The organism is Demequina flava (genome assembly GCF_000975035.1).
Lineage (GTDB): Bacteria > Actinomycetota > Actinomycetes > Actinomycetales > Demequinaceae > Demequina > Demequina flava.
The window spans coordinates 1,553,447-1,569,682 of the sequence record NZ_BBRA01000001.1; the positions used below are offsets into that span (position 1 = coordinate 1,553,447).

Genomic DNA, 16,236 nt, shown 5'->3' on the forward strand with positions numbered 1-16,236 from the left:
GCCTTGCGCTGCTGTTGGAGGCGTGCGTCACTTCCCGTGGTACTTCTCAGTCAAACACTTCCCGGTCAGGTCCTCTTCGTGCCACTCGATATTCGTGGTCTTGCGCAGACCGTGGCAGCCCATCTCTATCTCTGTCTTGCCCACGTAGAAGTCGTGCTTGTCCAAGCCAAACGAACACGACGAGGTCCACGCTGTGGTGCAGGACGGATCTGGAGTTGCCAGCACCTTGTCAGACATCTTTCGTGGCACGCCCCAGCCCCAACTGGTCTCAATCTTGCTGAGCGCCTTGTCTGTGGGCCACGCCAAGTACACCTTAAGGTCGCCCGTCCAGTAGATCGCGTCTCGGTGAGGGTTGTAGTTGCTGGTGCAGTCGGCGCGGGGCCACCACCCCCCGGCGATGCAGCTCCACGTTGTGGTCACCTTGGGGAGGATCACTGAGTACGTGTAGAGGTCAGCCTCGCGCTGGAGCGATGACCGGTACGTGGTGGCCTTGGCGATAGGCATCTCCCAGAACTGGGAGGTGATGTTGTGCGAGGCGGCCATCATGACGGAGTAGTGCTGAAGTTTGTATGACAGCGCCGCGTCGTGGGCAGTCGAGGCTTGCACGAAGGTGTTAGCGAGATCCTTTGCCACGTCGACGGCGGCGGTGTCATACGTGGTGTCGTCGACCTCGTGCTTCATGAACGACGACACGACGCCCGTCGCGGACCGGGCGCCGCTAAGATAACCAGCGCGTTCGAGGCCCTGGACCGTGGCTGTGACAGTTTGAAGCCCTTCTTCTGCGAACTTCTCTACGGCGAGTGTCACGGCCCCGTTTCCTAGGGTCGCGACTGTGAGGGCACCCTCGATAACTCCGTCAATGAGGTCGACAGTGTCATTGTGAGCCTGGTACGTGGCGCGTTCGGTGTTTCTGATCTCCTGAATGACTGCCTGGCCGAGCCCGGCGCTGGTGGAAAAGGCCGTCAGCATTTCGTTCTTGATGAGAGTCTCGTAGTCGGTGAGCGCTTGGGCGGCGTTGAACTCTTCGATCAATGCATGGCGGACGTCGTCAAACACCTCTTCGCCGCTGCCGGCAGCCGCCGGGACATCCCGGAAACGGAGGTTTTGCAGTGCCGTGATGTCGTGGTTGTGGAGGTGAGTATCGACAAAGCGGTTGCGGAGGTCGGTGGTGCCATGCTGGCTCACGTGAAGCGAGATTGCCTCGTAAGCGACCTGCTCCGCGGGTGACCAGGCGGGGGCGGCTGCGTGCGCGGAGACGTACTTAGTGCCGTCGTGCTCGAGGATGCGCACCCCAGTCTCATGCATTGTGATCATCAGGTCGTTACCGGTGTCTGCGGCCCAGGTCCGGCTCAGTGGCCAAGCAGAGCCTCTGAAGTTGGTACCCACACCAGTGTCGGTGAGTGTCGACGGAACGGCGTCTCGGGCGAGATCGAGGTGGGCGATCGTGGTGGACAGTTCGTCGCGAAAAGTGGCTGCGATCAGTGAGACCACTCCGTTGCCGTTCAGGTCGGCGAACCTAATGTGCCCGGGTTGAACAGCGATGGGTGTTGTCGTGACCCAGTGCCGCTCATTCCCGGTGGGCGACGATGCGGCTGTTTGGATGACAGCGAATGCCGAGCCGAGCCGTGGGCCTTCGTGAAGGTGAACGACGTACTCGTCGATGCCGTCTCCATTGAGGTCGCGGGCGTAGGTGGCGTTGACCAGGCCGCGCGCGACAGTGGTGGCGGGAATCGACCCGACCGACGTCAGGCCATGCTCTCGCCAGGTTTCTCCACTTTCGAGTTCAAAGGACACAAGCCTGTCGTAGGCGGATGCGACCAGGCGATCCATTCCGCTCACGTGCGACACGGCGAACGTGCCGTGAATACCGCCGGTGGGCGGGGTCGTAAAGTTGTGCTTTGACACCGCGTGGCTCTTGCTCCACTGGACGCGCGTGCTGTGCTCGCCGTCGAGCACGAGGTACTCATCCGTTCCATCGCCGTCAAAGTCGCCGGCGTACATGGTGCCGGACTGGTGATAGGCAGCGGTGTCGACCGCGTGAATCTTCATGGTCTGCGATGCCGGATCCCAGTCGATGAGCTTGATCGTTCCCGGGGCTTTGGGGCTGCGCCCCGCGAGTTCGTCGCGCCCATCGCCGTCGAAGTCGCCTACCCGTAGAGATCCAATGCCGTCGGTAGTGCGCCCAGTAATCCAGCCCTGCGTCGTCACGTCTCCGACGGATGTTTCCTCGCCAAACAGTCCAAAGAAGGCGTGCATGTCGAACGGTGTGAACTGGCCACACTCGGCGCCGTCCTCGGTGCATTGGTCGGACATCGGACGGTAGCTCCAGATCTCGCTGTACGCGGCACCGACGCCAAAGATCTCGGGCCACCCGTCACCGTCGAAGTCCACCAGTTGGATCTGGCCGGATACGTCTGGGGCGTCCTCTGAGTATGGGTAACCGGCGTCCTCGCCCCACGCGGGTAGTGAGGTATGGCCGCAACCTGGGTCGCTCACGACGCAATTGAGGAGCTCGTCGGCATCCGGGGCGAGTCGACTGTAGGTGCCATTGGCGATCTCCTCATTCTTGAAGATCAGGCTGTCGGCAGCGTTGGAACCGGACCCAAGGGTCATGGTGGGGGTGTCGGTCGCTGGGAGTACGGTGACGGTAGCCTCCGGTGCGGCATCCTCGCCGCTCGGCTCGTCGTGCTTCGCTGGCAGGGTTGTGTCTGACGGCTGTTGTGCGCCTTGGGCTTCTGGGGCAGTGGCGCTTTCCGGGGAGAGGGTGCCCGCCGGGAGCTCTCGCACTTCCTGGATTCCCCGGCCAGGGAGGGCGGCGGCGACATCGAGCCCGTCGTACAGCGCGGCGATGATGGCAGATGCGACAGTACTCGCTGGGGCGCTGCCGTCACGAGAGTCGGAGTTCGCTGTGACGACGATCGTGGTGTCCGTCTCGGGGTCCGTTGCGAGGAAGGTACTGAATCCTGCGACCGTGCCGCTGTGGCCAATCAACGGCCCGTACGTTGCGAGTGCGAGACCGTAGTGCGTGTTGGGCATTGACCGAGCGACGTCCTCGGCACCATCGAGGCGCGCTGCTGCGACGTCCGGGCTCAGAAGCGAGCCGTCCGCGAGCGCCTGCGACAGCGTGGCGAGGTCCGCGGTCGTCGACACCAATGATCCGCTGCCCCACCATGCGGACGCGCTCAGTTCGCTCCAGTCCGTGACGCCGTCGCTGCCGAGCGCCGCCGGGTGAGGCTGAGGTAGGGCGTACTCGTCGGCAGCGGGCTGGACAGTGTTCTGTAGCCCCAATGGCTCGGCGATCCGCTCCGCGACGAGGTCGGTGAGGCTCTCTCCGGAAGCGTCCTCAGCGATCAGAGCGAGGAGTAGAGCGTTTGTGGCTGAGTAATCGAAGAGCGCGGTGGTATCTGCGGGCAGTTCTAGGGCCGATGCGGCGAGGGCTACGGGATCGCGTGTTTCCGTGGGCTGTGCCGCGAGGTCGGAGGTGAAGGTCGGGGAGTCCGTGTAGTCGCCCAGGCCTGTGCGCATCCGCAGGAGATCCTCAACGGTGAGGTCTCCGAGTGCGTTGGCGTCAAGGGACGTCAGCAGATCGTCGACTCGCGTGTCGAGTGTCAAAGCGTTCTCGTCGATCAGTTGCAAGACGATCGTGCCGACAACGGCTGCCGTGGGGGCGCCGGCGCGGACGTGATCCGCTGCAGTAAGGGGCGCGCCGTCATCGGGGGAGCGGGAGCCGGCCGTTGCGGTCCACGACTCGCCGTCGCGTTCCACCGTGGCGAGGACGCCGACGCCGTTCACTGTGTTGACCGCCGCATCAAGCGCGTCCTGGACCTCGGTGTCAGTCACGGATGACGCTACGGCGATGTTGTCAGGGGCGTCCGCGGCGCTAGTCGACTCGTCCACGCTTGGCGCGCTGATGCACCCGGCGAGCAGGAGTGCGATGGCCGCAGTGGCCGTGGCGAGTGGCCTCCGGTGCGAGCTCCGTGTCGGGCTCTGGGCACTCAGATGCTTCTTGGCGGGCCGGCTCATCTGCAACTCCTCGTTGTCGAAAGATGCGCGAATTTCGCCGATGCAAGGGCTCAGCGAGTCAACTGTCGTCGAGAATAGCATAAGTGGATGAATCTTCTCGGTTAGTGAAGAAGGGGCTCGATGCCAGGGGCTTCAGGGCGCTCCGGTACTCAGAAAACGGGTCCACAATGGTGTTCAACGCCGGTGAACTGGACGCGGTGGTGCGCCCTTCGGTGCCTCGGAGGGGCGCGCCTACTGACCTTCGTCGAGTCGTCCGGAAGACGGGGACTCGACAGCAAGCGCCTGGAGCCGTGTCATGTCCTCGATCGCGACGTCTCCTAGATCGCCCCACAGCTGGGCTTCGGCCCTGAGGCCCGCAACCGCGATTCGCAACTGACGCGCGCTCATCGCAGTCCGCACAGGTTCGGGTAGGACGGTCAAGACGCCCAACTGGCTCATGAGCGACACGAGATCGACGCTGGTGACGTCCAGCCGTAGCGTGCCTTCGTCTTGGGCGCGTGCAACGTGTGCATTCAGCAGTGGCTCAAGCTCGGCGCCGGCGGTATTGGAGGGGTCAATGCGGGCCATGCGACGCGCTGCGGCCGGGAAAATCGGGTGAGCATTGTTGGTTGCAACCGCCCGTTCCAGGTAGCCCACGACGCCACTCCAGCCATCGGGGGCGTCTTCGAGTTGATCGAAGATCGCGATGAACGCGTCGTGTGCGCGCACGTGAATTGCGCGCACGACGTCGTCGTGCGACGGAAAGCGTCTGTATGTCGTTGCGACTCCCAGATCGGCCTCGTGAGCGAGCTCATTCAACGAGAATTCGAGGCCGCTGACCTCAAACAGACGCTCGGCGGCGTCGAGCAATTGATGGCGGCTTCGCGCAATTTCGGGCCGCGGTGCTCTGGTCGACGACATGATGGTTGAGCCTAACCCTGCCCGGGAGAGGCGTCGTCCGCGCGCTCCCACGTTCCGAGGGCGTGCGTGTCGAAGGTGTCTAGGCGAACGGACGTTACTGTCCCTGAGGAATTGACGGCAAAGGTCGCACTTGCCAGTGACCCGTCGGGAGCGTTCTCGTTGCGAGGCGCATAGGCGAAGGTGACGCCGTCCCATGGCAGCAACGTGGACTCCGTGACTGCATCTGGTCCCAGCGCGACGATGTACTCGTCGGACCGCCGAGACACGATGAGGTCGCCGTAGTAGGGGTTCGTGTACCGACCTGTGAGGTCCGCCGTAGGTGGCGGGTCTGCATCAGGGGGCCGAACTTGGCCCACGAGGTCGCCCACCGCCTCAGTGAGCTCCGCCGTGGCTTCGCGCATCGTTGGCACCCAGTCACGCGTCACGTCTCCGAACTGAAGGATGTCCACGAACGCCGAGTTAATGGCCTCCGGCACGCCTATGGGGGCACCGTTGGTGAGGGTCACAATGGCAACGTCGAGCGAGGGAACGAACTGCACGTTGGTGGCGGCTCCTAGTTCGAACCCACCGGAATGCGATAGGAGTGTCCGGCCGCTTGGGAGGGTGTCGACGTTGAAGCCGTACCCGTACAGGGGAGTTCTCCACAGCGGCGGTGCAGGCGACCGCACGACATGTCCCGACATGGCGGTTGTCACGGAACTGTTCCTGTCGTCGTCGCTGCCGCCAGCAGCTGATTCGAGAATCATGCCCATCCATGTGGCAATGTCGGCCACCGTCGAGGACACGCCTCCGGCTGGCGACTGGGAGGTGGGGTCACGCTCAGATCCCGTGACGAACTCACCTTCAACGATGCTGTGGAGCATTGCACGGTTGTCGTGCTCCATGAAGTCGCTGTAGACGCTCGATGAACCCGTCATATCGAGCGGGGCAAACACGAGGTCGTTCATGACGTCCTCCCACGCCTGGTCGCGCGCCGCAGCAACGGCTTGGGCCCCAAGAGTGAGTCCGTAGTTCGAATACCGGTAGCCCGTGCGGAGCCCCTCGAGCGGGTGAGCGGCCAGTCGCGTGAAGATTTCCTGGGCTTCGTACCCAATGTCCTCCAGATCGTCGCCAAGGCCGGTCGGGATTCCGGTCTGGTGGCTAAAGGCGTCCGCTATCGTGGCGCGCTCGGTCGTGAAGGGGTCTGACAGCGAGAAGGTCGGCAGAAGGTCCGCGATGCGGCTGTCCCACGACAGGCGCGGATCCTCGTCAATGGCCAGAGCCACGGCGGTTGCCGACAGGGGCTTCGACATCGATGCGACCTGAAAGACGGTATCCGGGGTCACGGGTTGGCCCGTGGTGACGTCGCGGACCCCGAAGCCCTCGCTGAATACCGTCCTATCGTCGTGCACGACGGCGACGGCTGCGCCCGGGACTCCCGTCCCCTCGAGCGCATTTGTCACGAGCCCGGGTAGATGGGACAAGGCGGAGTCCAGCATGACGTCGGCCGGCTCGGGCTGCGCTACGACGTCTCCGGGCGGCGCCTCAGCGTGGTCGATCTGGACGGGTGTCGACGGGGCGGAGGTGCAGCCCGCGATTGCCAGGGCAACGGTGACGCCCGCGATGCCAGCTTTGAGCAGGGAGCGAGACTGCGGTTGCGTCGACACATGCCCATCCTGGGTCTTCGTAGCGGGTGCGCGACGCGTCGAGGTGGCCATGGCGTACCTCCAAGTGATGTGGATAAAATCTACCAGAATAGGTCGGCTCTCAGGGATTGTCCGTTTGCTCCGCCCCAGGCCGTTCCCAGGTGTGATGATGAGGTCATGAGACGCGACGTGCAGTGTGCCCTGACGCTTGAAGCGGCCGGAGAGGCCGAGGTGGTTCTAGCCGTCTCCGTCGCTGGCGGCTACGACGTGGACGAACAGCTCCGCGTGACGCACGACGGCTACAACGTCGACGTCGAGGAACTCATCGACGCCCACGGAACCCGCCTGCACACTTTCTCCGCGCAGGAGGGGACTATCGAGGTGACCTATCGCGCTCGGGTGAACGGCACGCCTGAGCCCGCCACAGCATCGGCCCTTGATGCCGTGCGATACCTGCGACCTAGCCGCTATTGCGAATCGGACACGCTGCATCCGGTCGCGGTGGCAGAGGGCGGTGGCCGTGAGGGACACGATCTGGTCCGCCACATTGCGTCGTGGGTGGGCACCCAGTTGGCGTACGTGTCGGGCTCGTCGCGACCAACGGACGGCGCCGTTGCGACGATGCTTGCGCGCCAAGGCGTGTGCCGAGACTTTGCGCACCTGGTGGTTGCGTTGTTGCGGTCCCTCGATGTTCCAGCGCGTGTGGCCGCGGTCTACGCGCCTGGTCTTGACCCGATGGACTTCCATGCCGTGGCGGAAGCGCTCATCGACGGCCAGTGGTGGGTCGTGGATGCGACCACACTCGCGCCGCGCCAGTCATTGGTGAGGATTGCCACCGGGCGCGACGCGGCGGACACGGCCTTCCTCACCACCATCGGCGAGCCGGTCGATCTTGTGTCGATGGAGGTTGGCGCCGTCGTCGACGAGCTTCCGCGGGACACGGAGGATGCGCGCGTCCTGCTGCGCTGAGTCCGTGGTGACCGCTCCGGGCCATTCCTGACAGAATGCTAGGAGTCTGCCGCACCGGGAACTCTTTGCGTTCCCCATCGGTTGTTCGACTATGACCGAAGCCGGCCATGCGCGCCGGCCCACACCCACCCTCGTGTGAGGGAACACAAGGAGTCATCCTTTGAGGACCACTCGTAAGACTGCCGCCGTGGCCATTGCAGCGATTGCTGCGCTGGGTCTCACGGCCTGCTCATCTGACGCCGACGGCGACGCGGAAGCAACCGTGGAGCCCACGAGCTCGACCTCCGCGAGTGTCGACACTGTCGCGGAGCCCACGGAAGCTGACATCGCTGCACTCGAGTCCATCACGTGGACCGAGGGCGAGGACGGCATCCCCGTGCTCGAGTTCGAGACTCCGCTTGAGGTGTCGACGACGCTCAGCCGCGTTGAGACCGAGGGCGACGGCGAAACGCTTGAAGACGGCATGTACGTCAACCTCAACTACATCGGCTACGACGGTGAGACCGGCGAGGTCGCCTACGACACGTACTCCGTTGGTGGCGCTCAGTCCTATCAGCTGTCGGAGACCACCGTGGCCCCGTCGCTGTATGACGCGCTGATCGGGCAGGCCGTTGGCTCGCAGATCATCTTGGGCGAGTCCTTCGAGACGACGGACGAAGAGACCGGCGAGGCCGTCGAACTGTCGTCCTTCACCGCGCTCACTGTGGAGTCCATCACGACTCCGCTGGAGCAGGCCGAGGGCGAAGCCGTTGACCCCGTCGATGGGCTGCCCGTCGTGACCCTTGACGACTCTGGCGTTCCCAGCATCGAGATCCCCGACGCCGATGCTCCCACCGAACTTGTCGCACAGCCCCTCATCGAGGGCGAAGGCGAGACGGTGACAACCGAGAACACATTGATCGTGAACTACACCGGTTGGCTGTGGGAAGACGGCACCGAGTTCGACTCATCGTGGACCCGCGGCGAGCCCGCGCAGTTCGCACTCACTGGTGTGATCTCCGGCTGGACCGAGGGTCTTGCTGGTCAGACCGTGGGTAGCCAGGTCCTTCTGGTTGTGCCGCCCGAGATGGGCTACGGCTCAGAGGGCACGGACACCATCCCCGCTGACTCGACGCTCGTGTTCGTCGTGGACATCCTCGCGGCGCTGTAACGCTCCGCGCTTCACGCGCAACGGCCCCGGTCGCCACCTTCACGGGTGGTGACCGGGGCCGTTGTGCTTGAGTCTCGCGGTATGGGTCTCAGTAGGACACGGCAGCCATATCCGCGCGCAGATGTGACGCCAGGTGCCTACTGGGAGGAGGAAGGCGAGGTTGAGTCGGGTGCGTTGGAACCGTCCGGGTCGGCGTCCTTCGCGGCGTCCTTGCGGGCAGCGACCGATTCGAGCTCGGCGACGACGTCGTACGTGCGACCGGTGTTCTTCGCAATCGACGTGATGAGCGCCGCGACCGGCAGCGCCATGAAGGCACCCATGGGCCCGGCGATCGCGCCACCGGCCATCGCGCCACCGAAGGCGACCGCACCGTTGAGCTCCATCGTCTTGGAGGACAGACGCGGGTTGAGAATGTAGTTCTCGATCTGCTGGTAGACGATCACGTAGGCGACCAGGATCAGGGTGGGTACGAAGCCCTCGACCGCCAGCATGACGAGCGACGGCACGATTGCGCCAAGGTAGGTACCGATGAACGGGATGAACTCGGATACGAATCCCATAAACAGCGCCATCGGGAGCGCGTACACCAGCGGCATCCCGACCAAGATCATCGTGAAGAACGCGCCGGTGCCGCAGATCATCATCAGCAGCAGGCGCGAGTAGAAGTAGCCGCCGGTCTGCTCGATTGAGGTGCGGGCGACCCAGCTGACGACCTGCTGACGCTCCGGGGGCATGCGGCGCATGATGGTGCGCAGCAGGCGGGGGAAGTCCGCAGCGAAGTAGAATGTGAACGTGAGGATCGTGAAGACGTCGAAGACGAGTCCAAGGCCGGAACTGACGATGCCGAGGACGTTGTCGCCCCACGTCTGAACGGCCTTGAGGAGCGGCGCCGTGGCCTCTTCAGCGGCTTCCTGGTCGACAACGTCGCCGCCAAAGTAGTCATACGCCCACGAGTTGAGGTTGGCGACCCACTCATTAAAGTGCGCACCCACGGCGGAGGCGAACTGCACGATCGCGGGGATCAGGAACGCCACCATCAAGATCACGGCGACCATCGCAGCCAGGAAGATGATGCCGACGGCGGCTCCGCGCGGCATCTTGAACCGACGCGTCAGGTATTCGACTCCCGGGATGATCGCCAGTGCGAAGAACAGGGAGATGACCAGCACGCCCATGAGGTGGCGCAGCTCGAGGAAGATCGAGGCTGCCATGACCGCGACGGCCACCACCACGATGAACTTCCAGGAACTGGTCCACACAAAGCGGTTCGCCCACGACGGCGGCGAGCCCGGCCGGTGCTCGTCCTTCACGGTTTGAGCGGCTTGGGCGACCTCGGTGGGCACCTGGGGTGTCGGTGAATTGTCGGCGTGCATGGCCCCATCGTGCCAGGAGAGGGCCGCTGCCGGAATACCTCGGGCACCAGCCCTCTCCTGGGGGAGGGGTCAGATGGGCAAATCAGGCCGCGTGGATGCGTCCCACAGTTGGTTCGGCGAACGATGCCTCGGTCGAGGTCGCGATCATGCCAAACAGGTCGCGTGGGTCATCGGGAGAGGCGACCAGATCAATCTGGCCTGCATACGCAGTGCCTTCCACGGCATCGGCCACGTGCGCCAAGGCCGTCAGGTCCTCGAGTGCGAAGCCCACGGAATCGAACACCGTGATCTCGGCACTGTTGCGGCGACCAGGGGCCTCACCGGTGATGACACGCCACATCTCGGTGACTGGGAAGTTGGCGGGCACGTGCTGGATCTCGCCCTCGATGCGGGTCTGCGGCTCGTACTCGACGAAGACGCTCGCCCGGTCAAGGATGGCCGTGTCGAGCTCGGTCTTTCCTGGGCAGTCTCCACCGATTGCGTTGAGGTGCATGCCTGGCTTGACCCAAGCATCGGCCACAATCTGAGCCAGCGCCTTGTCGGCGGTCGCCGTGGTGATGACGTCTGCACCGCGGCACGCGTCCTCGGCGCTCGTGGCGCGGTAGATCGTGAAGCCCTGGGGCACCAGGTTGCGCTCGATCTTGTCCATCGCTGCGGGGTCGGTGTCCCAGATGCGCAGTGAGGAGATGCCGAGCGCAGAGCGCATGCCCATGGCCTGGAACTCGCTCTGCGAGCCGTTGCCGATGAGCGCCATGACCTGAGAGTCGGGGCGCGCGAGGCGTTTGGCAACCATCGCGGAGGTCGCAGCGGTGCGCAACGCAGTCAGCAGCGTCATTTCTGCGATCAAGAGCGGGTAGCCGGTGTGAACGTCGGCGTAGGCGCCAAACGCGGTGACCGTCTGCAGGCCGCGCGCCGGGTTGGCGGGGTGACCGTTGACGTATTTGAAGCCGTAGCGATCAGCATCGGCAATCGGCATGAGTTCAATCACGCCGATGGGGGAGTGCGCGGCGATTCGTTCGACCTTGTCGAACTGGGGCCAGCGCGCATAGTCCGCCTCGAGGCGGGCCGCTATGTCGGCAATGATGCGCTCGGCTCCGGTGTCGCGGATCCAGGCGGTCATTCGGGGAACGTCGACAAGCATGACCATGGTGTTGCTCCTTCTCGTGTCGGTGGGTCACCTCCTTATTCAAGGGTGGCAGGGATCTGGAGCATTTACCTGGCCTTTGGCGCGTGAATCATGCGAGTATTAGCAGGATCACGCTGGAAACGAGCGCACTGCGCAAGTAGGATGCACGCATGGACGCATTGGACCGCAAGTTGATTGATCTACTACGTGACGATGGGCGCGCACCGTACGCGGACCTGGGGGAACGCATTGGGCTGTCCGCCTCAGCGGTCAAGCGCCGGGTGGACCGGATGGTCGCGGACGGCGTCATCCGGGGCTTCACAGTGATGACTGACCCGGAGGCCGTGGGGCATTCCACGGAGGCGTACATCGAGTTGTTCTGCCGCGGCATCGTGGGTCCCAACGAGCTCACCAAGATCCTCGAGGACATCCCAGAAGTGATCGAGGCGACCACAGTGACGGGTCAGGCCGATGCCCTGGTCACCTTGCGGGCGAAAGATACTCAGGACCTGGAGCGTGCCCTTGAACGCGTGCGCTCGCCTGGTCAGGTGGACTCGACACGGTCCGCCATTGTGTTGTCGAGGCTGATCGAGCGCCGCGCGCACTAAGGCCCAAGCTTCGGCGTCACTTTTGGGGGTGGCGCGCGGGCTGGACCGCGCGCTGCTAGCGGTGAGTGGGCGGTGTGTAGTTGCAGGTGTCGCCGGAGCAGCGCTGTGGTTTATGACGTGAGAAGCGCTGCGACAGCGCACATCCCACGCACACGCCGAATGCGGCCTCCACATGCAGGAGCGTGAGGCAGGCGGCACAAATCGCTTGAGCAATCGCCGCAGGGAGTCCCAGCCACCCCAGTGCGAGGCAACCGGCCATGCCCATGCCGAGCCCAATGGACCACGCAAGTTGCTTGGGGTGGGCGTCGACCCACTCTGGACGTTGGCGCCGGGTGAGGAGCGATCCAAGCCACAGGGAGGGTGTGTAGCTGGTGCCCACAAACAGGCGGAGCATCATCTCGGAGGCGAAGAGGATGCCGAATAGTCGCATGAACTGCAGGTCGCCCGTAATGGCGCCGTAGAACCAGGCGGGGAACCCCAGCAGAAAGAGAATCCCGGCAGATGCGCGCACCGCGCGCTCGTTAATGACAGGGGTGTCGATTCCGGCGACGAATGTGCCGATGACGGGGCGCGAGTTGGCGTCTGACATGGAAGAATAATACCCTGGGGGGTATCCAAGGGGCGACGAGACAGCGTCGCCCGCGATTCGAGAAGGAGTAAGAATATGTGTGCACGAGTGACGTGTGGTGTGTGTGGAAAGGCGACGTGGGCGGGATGTGGTCAGCACATTGACGAAGCACTCGCAGGTGTGCCGACCGACCAACGATGCGACGGTAGCCACTGATGCGTACGCGCAGTCTGAAGGTGCTCGGGGCTGGTGTGGGGGCCGCAGTTCTCGTCGCCCTTGGCGGCTGCTCGCCCTCACCTGAGCCGGTCGATGTCACGAAGGACGCCGTGATCGTCGATGTCCGTACGCCCGCAGAGTTCGCGGCGGGTCACCTCGAGGGAGCCGTCAACCTCAATCTTGAATCACCCGATTTTGAGCACCAGGTGGCCGCGCTTGATGGCACGGAAGAGTACATCGTGTACTGCCAATCGGGGAACCGGTCGAGTCAAGCATTCTCTGTCATGGAGGCGCAGGGCCTCGAAGTCATGGACGCTGGCGGAATAGCCCAGGCCGAGGAGTCCACCGGTCTTGACGTTGTGAACTAGACCCAGCTTGGCAGCCACATGTGCATCTGCCAGTACTCGAATGGAATGGGTTCACCGGTCCACACCGGGTAGAAGAATCCCGCCAAGATGAGCACCAGGCCTATATACACGGCACAGATGATCGCGCCTGGCTTCCACCACTTGCCCCTGCGGTGGTCGGGTTGCGCCAGACGTTTCATGGCCCACACGACCATCAGCACCAGGAAGGGCGCCATCGTGACCGTATAGAAGGTGAAGATGGTGCGGTGCGCGAACGGTAGCCACGGCAGCCATGCGGCCAGGTAGCCGGTGGTGACGGTCAGCGCGAGCATGTCGCGATGGCGGAAGATGCGCCACAGGGCGTAGAGCAGCACCGCGGCTCCAACCCACCAGATGAGCGGGTGGCCGATTCCGTGGATGGCGGAGATGCAGCGCTCCGCTCCGCAGTCCACGTCGGTGACGTCCTCGAAGTAGAACGCGGTAGGACGGATCTGTAGCGGCCATCCCCACGGGTTCGACTCGTAGTTGTGGGGGGAGTCCAGGCCGCGATGGAACTCGAGCATTTGCTCGTGATAGTGGACCAGCGAGTTGAGCGAATCCGGCAGCCACGTGAGTCCTTCGCCGGGATTGTTCTCAGCCCAGTGGCGTCCCCACGAGTTCTCGGACCGGAACCACGGAATCCACGAGGCGAGATACACCAGCGGCACGACGATGATGGTCGCGAAAAACGCCGGGATGGCACGCACGAAGCCGCCAGCAAACCAGTTTTCCCAGCCGCACTTTTTGCGGTCGTACCAGTCCCAAATAACGGACAGCACCAGGAAGGCCGCCGCGAAGTACAGGCCGTTCCACTTCACCGAGACGGACAGCCCGAACGTGGCGATGGCAGCCAGACGCCACCAGCGAATACCAAGATTGGGGCCTTGTCCGGGTATCAGCGAACCTGGGCCGAGGCCCAGCCGTTCTCGGTCGAACGCGGCTGCGGCAAGCAGGCGTCGGTGTGCAGACGTGCGGTCGATGACCAGGAGCCCCATGGCCGCGACGATGAAGAACGTGAGGAAGATGTCCAGCAGTGCGGTGCGGGACAGCACGACGTGTTCGCCCTCGACAGCCAGGAATAGGCCTGCGACACCACCCCACAGCGTGGACCGCAGGAGGTGGCGCGCGATGAACGCGATCATGATTACTGTGGCGACGCCCACCACGGCGGCCATGAAGCGCCAGCCGTAGGGCGTGGGGCCAAACATTTGGATGCCCCAGCCGATCATCAGCTTGCCGAGGTTGGGGTGGACCACGTAGTCGGCCTCGGCGCTCAGCTGCGACAGATCGCCATTGGCGAAGTCCTGGTTTTCGCCACCCCATTCACCCTCGTAGCCCATGGTGACCAGGGAGTATGCGCCACGGGCATAGAAGACCTCATCAAAGACGAGTGCCTGGGGGTAGCCGAGCGAACCAAAGCGCATGATCGCGGCGACAACGCCCACGATTGATGCCATGAGGGCCACGCGCCATCGCCACACGAATTCGATCACAAGGGGAGCCTAGTGGGTGGCGATCACAGGGTCACAGAGGCGCTGTGCCACGCTGGTGGCATGACCGGACGCCTCACCCTCGCTGCGACCCCCATTGGGAACGTGGGCGACGCTTCCGCGCGTCTGCGTGAGGCACTCGAGCAAGCCGACTTGATTGCGGCCGAGGACACCCGCCGCGTGAAGGACCTGGCTCGGCGCCTGGACCTCACCATCACGGCGGAAACAATCGCGGTCCACGACCACAATGAGCGCGACCGTGCCGCGGATCTGGTTGACCGTGCCGCAGGGGGTTCGTGGGTGGTGCTGGTGTCCGATGCTGGGATGCCCACCGTGTCCGACCCCGGCTTTCGCGTGGTCGAGGCCGCCACAGCTGCGGGCGTGGAGGTTGACGTTCTGCCGGGCCCGTCCGCGGTGCTGACGGCGCTCGCATTGTCCGGCCTGCCCACCGATCGGTTCTGCTTTGAGGGGTTCCTGCCGCGTAAAGAAGGGGAGAAGGCCAGTGCGCTCGCGGCCCTCACCGCCGAACCGCGCACCATGGTGTTCTTCGAGGCGCCGCACCGTCTTGCCGCGACGCTGACTGCCATGGCGCAGGCGTGGGGTGGCAATCGCGCGGCGGCCGTGTCGCGGGAACTGACGAAGACCTATGAGCAGACCAAGCGCGGGGGACTTGCGGACTTGGCGCAGTGGGCCACCGACGAGTCGCCGCGCGGGGAGATCGTCATCACCGTTGCCGGACGCCCTGCCGAGGCGCCCACGCTCGAGACGCTCGTCGCCGAGGTTCTCAGCCGCGTCGAGTCGGGCGAGCGCGCCAAGGACGCCGTCGCCGATCTCGCGACAACCAGCGGCGTGCCGCGCCGTGAACTGTATTCGGCGGTTCTTGCCGCGCGAGGTGGAACGGGCAAATGAGGCGTCGCGGGCCCGCCCATGCCGCCCAGCCGTTGCGCCGGTCCCCATGGACCAGCGCATTCGCGGGGGTGTTGGGCATCAGCACGGTACTCGGCGCACTGGCCTTCAACCCGGCCCTCGCCGCGAGCCCTGTCGCCACCCTCGCCCCGGCCGCCGCCCTCGGCGCAACGGGCAAGACACCAGGTGACGACAGCATCGGCCCTATTGAAGCCCCCGATGCGACCTACGAGGCCGGGCCTGCTCCCGAGGTCAGCTACGACCCCTGGAGTCAGCACTCGATCGACGACCCCACCTCGATCTGGGTGGTCGTGAACAAGGCGCGCCCACTCGACCCCATCGACTACGTTCCCGGCGACCTCGAGACGGTTTCTGGAGCACAGCTTACGCCTGAGGCGGCCGATGCCATGGTGGCAATGCGAGAAGCGGCGGCCGATGCCGGGGCTGGGTTCTCGCTATCCAACGGTTACCGCCCCTATAGCGAGCAGCGTTACATCTACAACGGTTACGTTGCGGACTTGGGGCAGACCTTGGCGGACCGCGGCTCACTCCGTCCGGGCTATTCGGAGCACCAGACAGGGCTCTCCGCCGACGCCTATCAGTCGTCGACGTGCCGCATTCAGGCCTGCTTTGGGAGTGAGGCGGCGGGGGAGTGGCTGGCGGAGCATGGCCACGAGTTCGGCTACATCCTGCGCTACCCCGAAGGCAAGGACGACATCACGGGGATTCGCTACGAGCCGTGGCATGTGCGCTACGTCGGTGTGGATTTGGCGAGCGCCTTGGTGGAGTCGGAGCAGACCATGGAGGAGTTCTTTGGACTCGAGGCGGCACTCACATACCGCTGACTTGTCTTGCTCCCGAGTGTGACATTTTTCACCCCCGCTTTCACCCGTGGG

14 protein-coding genes are annotated in these 16,236 nt (G+C 64.3%); 7 read left to right on the plus strand and 7 right to left on the minus strand.

The genetic code is table 11. The features are described from left to right. Window positions 1-27 precede the first annotated feature (27 nt). The 3 genes from AOP74_RS07295 to AOP74_RS07305 all read right to left on the minus strand — a co-directional run bounded on the left by AOP74_RS07295 (window position 28) and on the right by AOP74_RS07305 (window position 6,620). A complete protein-coding gene (locus AOP74_RS07295; protein ID WP_061961627.1) occupies window positions 28-4,023 on the minus strand; it encodes a serine hydrolase in 3,996 nt (1,331 codons plus the stop codon). Between the two features lie 231 nt (window positions 4,024-4,254). Beyond that, window positions 4,255-4,923, minus strand: a complete 669-nt coding sequence (locus AOP74_RS07300; protein WP_082096094.1) for a TetR/AcrR family transcriptional regulator — start codon at window positions 4,921-4,923, stop codon at window positions 4,255-4,257. A gap of 11 nt (window positions 4,924-4,934) precedes the next feature. Next, the gene (locus tag AOP74_RS07305) at window positions 4,935-6,620 is read right to left on the minus strand and encodes a serine hydrolase (RefSeq protein ID WP_061961629.1); all 1,686 of its coding nucleotides are present in this window, start codon (window positions 6,618-6,620) and stop codon (window positions 4,935-4,937) included. Between the two features lie 105 nt (window positions 6,621-6,725). Between AOP74_RS07305 and AOP74_RS07310 the strand changes: the two genes are divergently transcribed. Further along, window positions 6,726-7,517 carry a transglutaminase-like domain-containing protein gene (locus AOP74_RS07310; RefSeq protein WP_061961630.1) on the plus strand — a complete coding sequence of 264 codons (792 nt, stop codon included), beginning with the start codon at window positions 6,726-6,728 and terminating at the stop codon, window positions 7,515-7,517. A gap of 160 nt (window positions 7,518-7,677) precedes the next feature. Further along, complete coding sequence (locus AOP74_RS07315) at window positions 7,678-8,667, plus strand: FKBP-type peptidyl-prolyl cis-trans isomerase (RefSeq protein WP_152649213.1); 990 nt, start codon at window positions 7,678-7,680, stop codon at window positions 8,665-8,667. A gap of 137 nt (window positions 8,668-8,804) precedes the next feature. On the opposite strand, the gene AOP74_RS07320 is transcribed toward AOP74_RS07315, so the two are convergent. Both AOP74_RS07320 and ocd read right to left on the minus strand, forming a co-directional pair. Next, window positions 8,805-10,040: an AI-2E family transporter gene (locus tag AOP74_RS07320; RefSeq protein ID WP_061961632.1), complete on the minus strand. Its 1,236-nt coding sequence runs from the start codon at window positions 10,038-10,040 to the stop codon at window positions 8,805-8,807. A gap of 82 nt (window positions 10,041-10,122) precedes the next feature. Then, on the minus strand, window positions 10,123-11,187 hold the full coding sequence (gene ocd, locus AOP74_RS07325) for an ornithine cyclodeaminase (protein ID WP_061961633.1): 1,065 nt from the start codon (window positions 11,185-11,187) through the stop codon (window positions 10,123-10,125). Window positions 11,188-11,336: 149 nt separating this feature from the next. On the opposite strand from ocd, the gene AOP74_RS07330 reads away from it, so the two are divergent. Beyond that, window positions 11,337-11,774, plus strand: a complete 438-nt coding sequence (locus tag AOP74_RS07330) for an Lrp/AsnC family transcriptional regulator (RefSeq protein ID WP_061961634.1) — start codon at window positions 11,337-11,339, stop codon at window positions 11,772-11,774. A gap of 55 nt (window positions 11,775-11,829) precedes the next feature. On the opposite strand, the gene AOP74_RS07335 is transcribed toward AOP74_RS07330, so the two are convergent. Further along, the gene (locus AOP74_RS07335) at window positions 11,830-12,363 is read right to left on the minus strand and encodes a DUF4395 domain-containing protein (protein WP_061961635.1); all 534 of its coding nucleotides are present in this window, start codon (window positions 12,361-12,363) and stop codon (window positions 11,830-11,832) included. Between the two features lie 75 nt (window positions 12,364-12,438). On the opposite strand from AOP74_RS07335, the gene AOP74_RS12485 reads away from it, so the two are divergent. Both AOP74_RS12485 and AOP74_RS07340 read left to right on the plus strand, forming a co-directional pair. After that, window positions 12,439-12,558, plus strand: coding sequence for a DUF8730 family Cys-rich protein (locus AOP74_RS12485; RefSeq protein ID WP_500778253.1), 120 nt, complete (start codon window positions 12,439-12,441; stop codon window positions 12,556-12,558). Further along, window positions 12,558-12,926, plus strand: a complete 369-nt coding sequence (locus tag AOP74_RS07340) for a rhodanese-like domain-containing protein (RefSeq protein WP_061961636.1) — start codon at window positions 12,558-12,560, stop codon at window positions 12,924-12,926. Before AOP74_RS12485 ends, AOP74_RS07340 begins: the two co-directional genes overlap by 1 nt. Here the strand turns inward: AOP74_RS07340 and AOP74_RS07345 are convergent. Next, the gene (locus AOP74_RS07345) at window positions 12,923-14,437 is read right to left on the minus strand and encodes a dolichyl-phosphate-mannose--protein mannosyltransferase (protein ID WP_061961637.1); all 1,515 of its coding nucleotides are present in this window, start codon (window positions 14,435-14,437) and stop codon (window positions 12,923-12,925) included. The two genes, AOP74_RS07340 and AOP74_RS07345, sit on opposite strands and share 4 nt — an antisense overlap. A 60-nt stretch (window positions 14,438-14,497) precedes the next feature. Between AOP74_RS07345 and rsmI the strand changes: the two genes are divergently transcribed. Then, a complete protein-coding gene (gene rsmI, locus AOP74_RS07350) occupies window positions 14,498-15,343 on the plus strand; it encodes a 16S rRNA (cytidine(1402)-2'-O)-methyltransferase (protein WP_061961948.1) in 846 nt (281 codons plus the stop codon). Window positions 15,344-15,411: 68 nt separating this feature from the next. Continuing rightward, window positions 15,412-16,185, plus strand: coding sequence for a M15 family metallopeptidase (locus AOP74_RS07355; RefSeq protein ID WP_061961638.1), 774 nt, complete (start codon window positions 15,412-15,414; stop codon window positions 16,183-16,185). The last annotated feature ends 51 nt before the right edge of the window (window positions 16,186-16,236 follow it).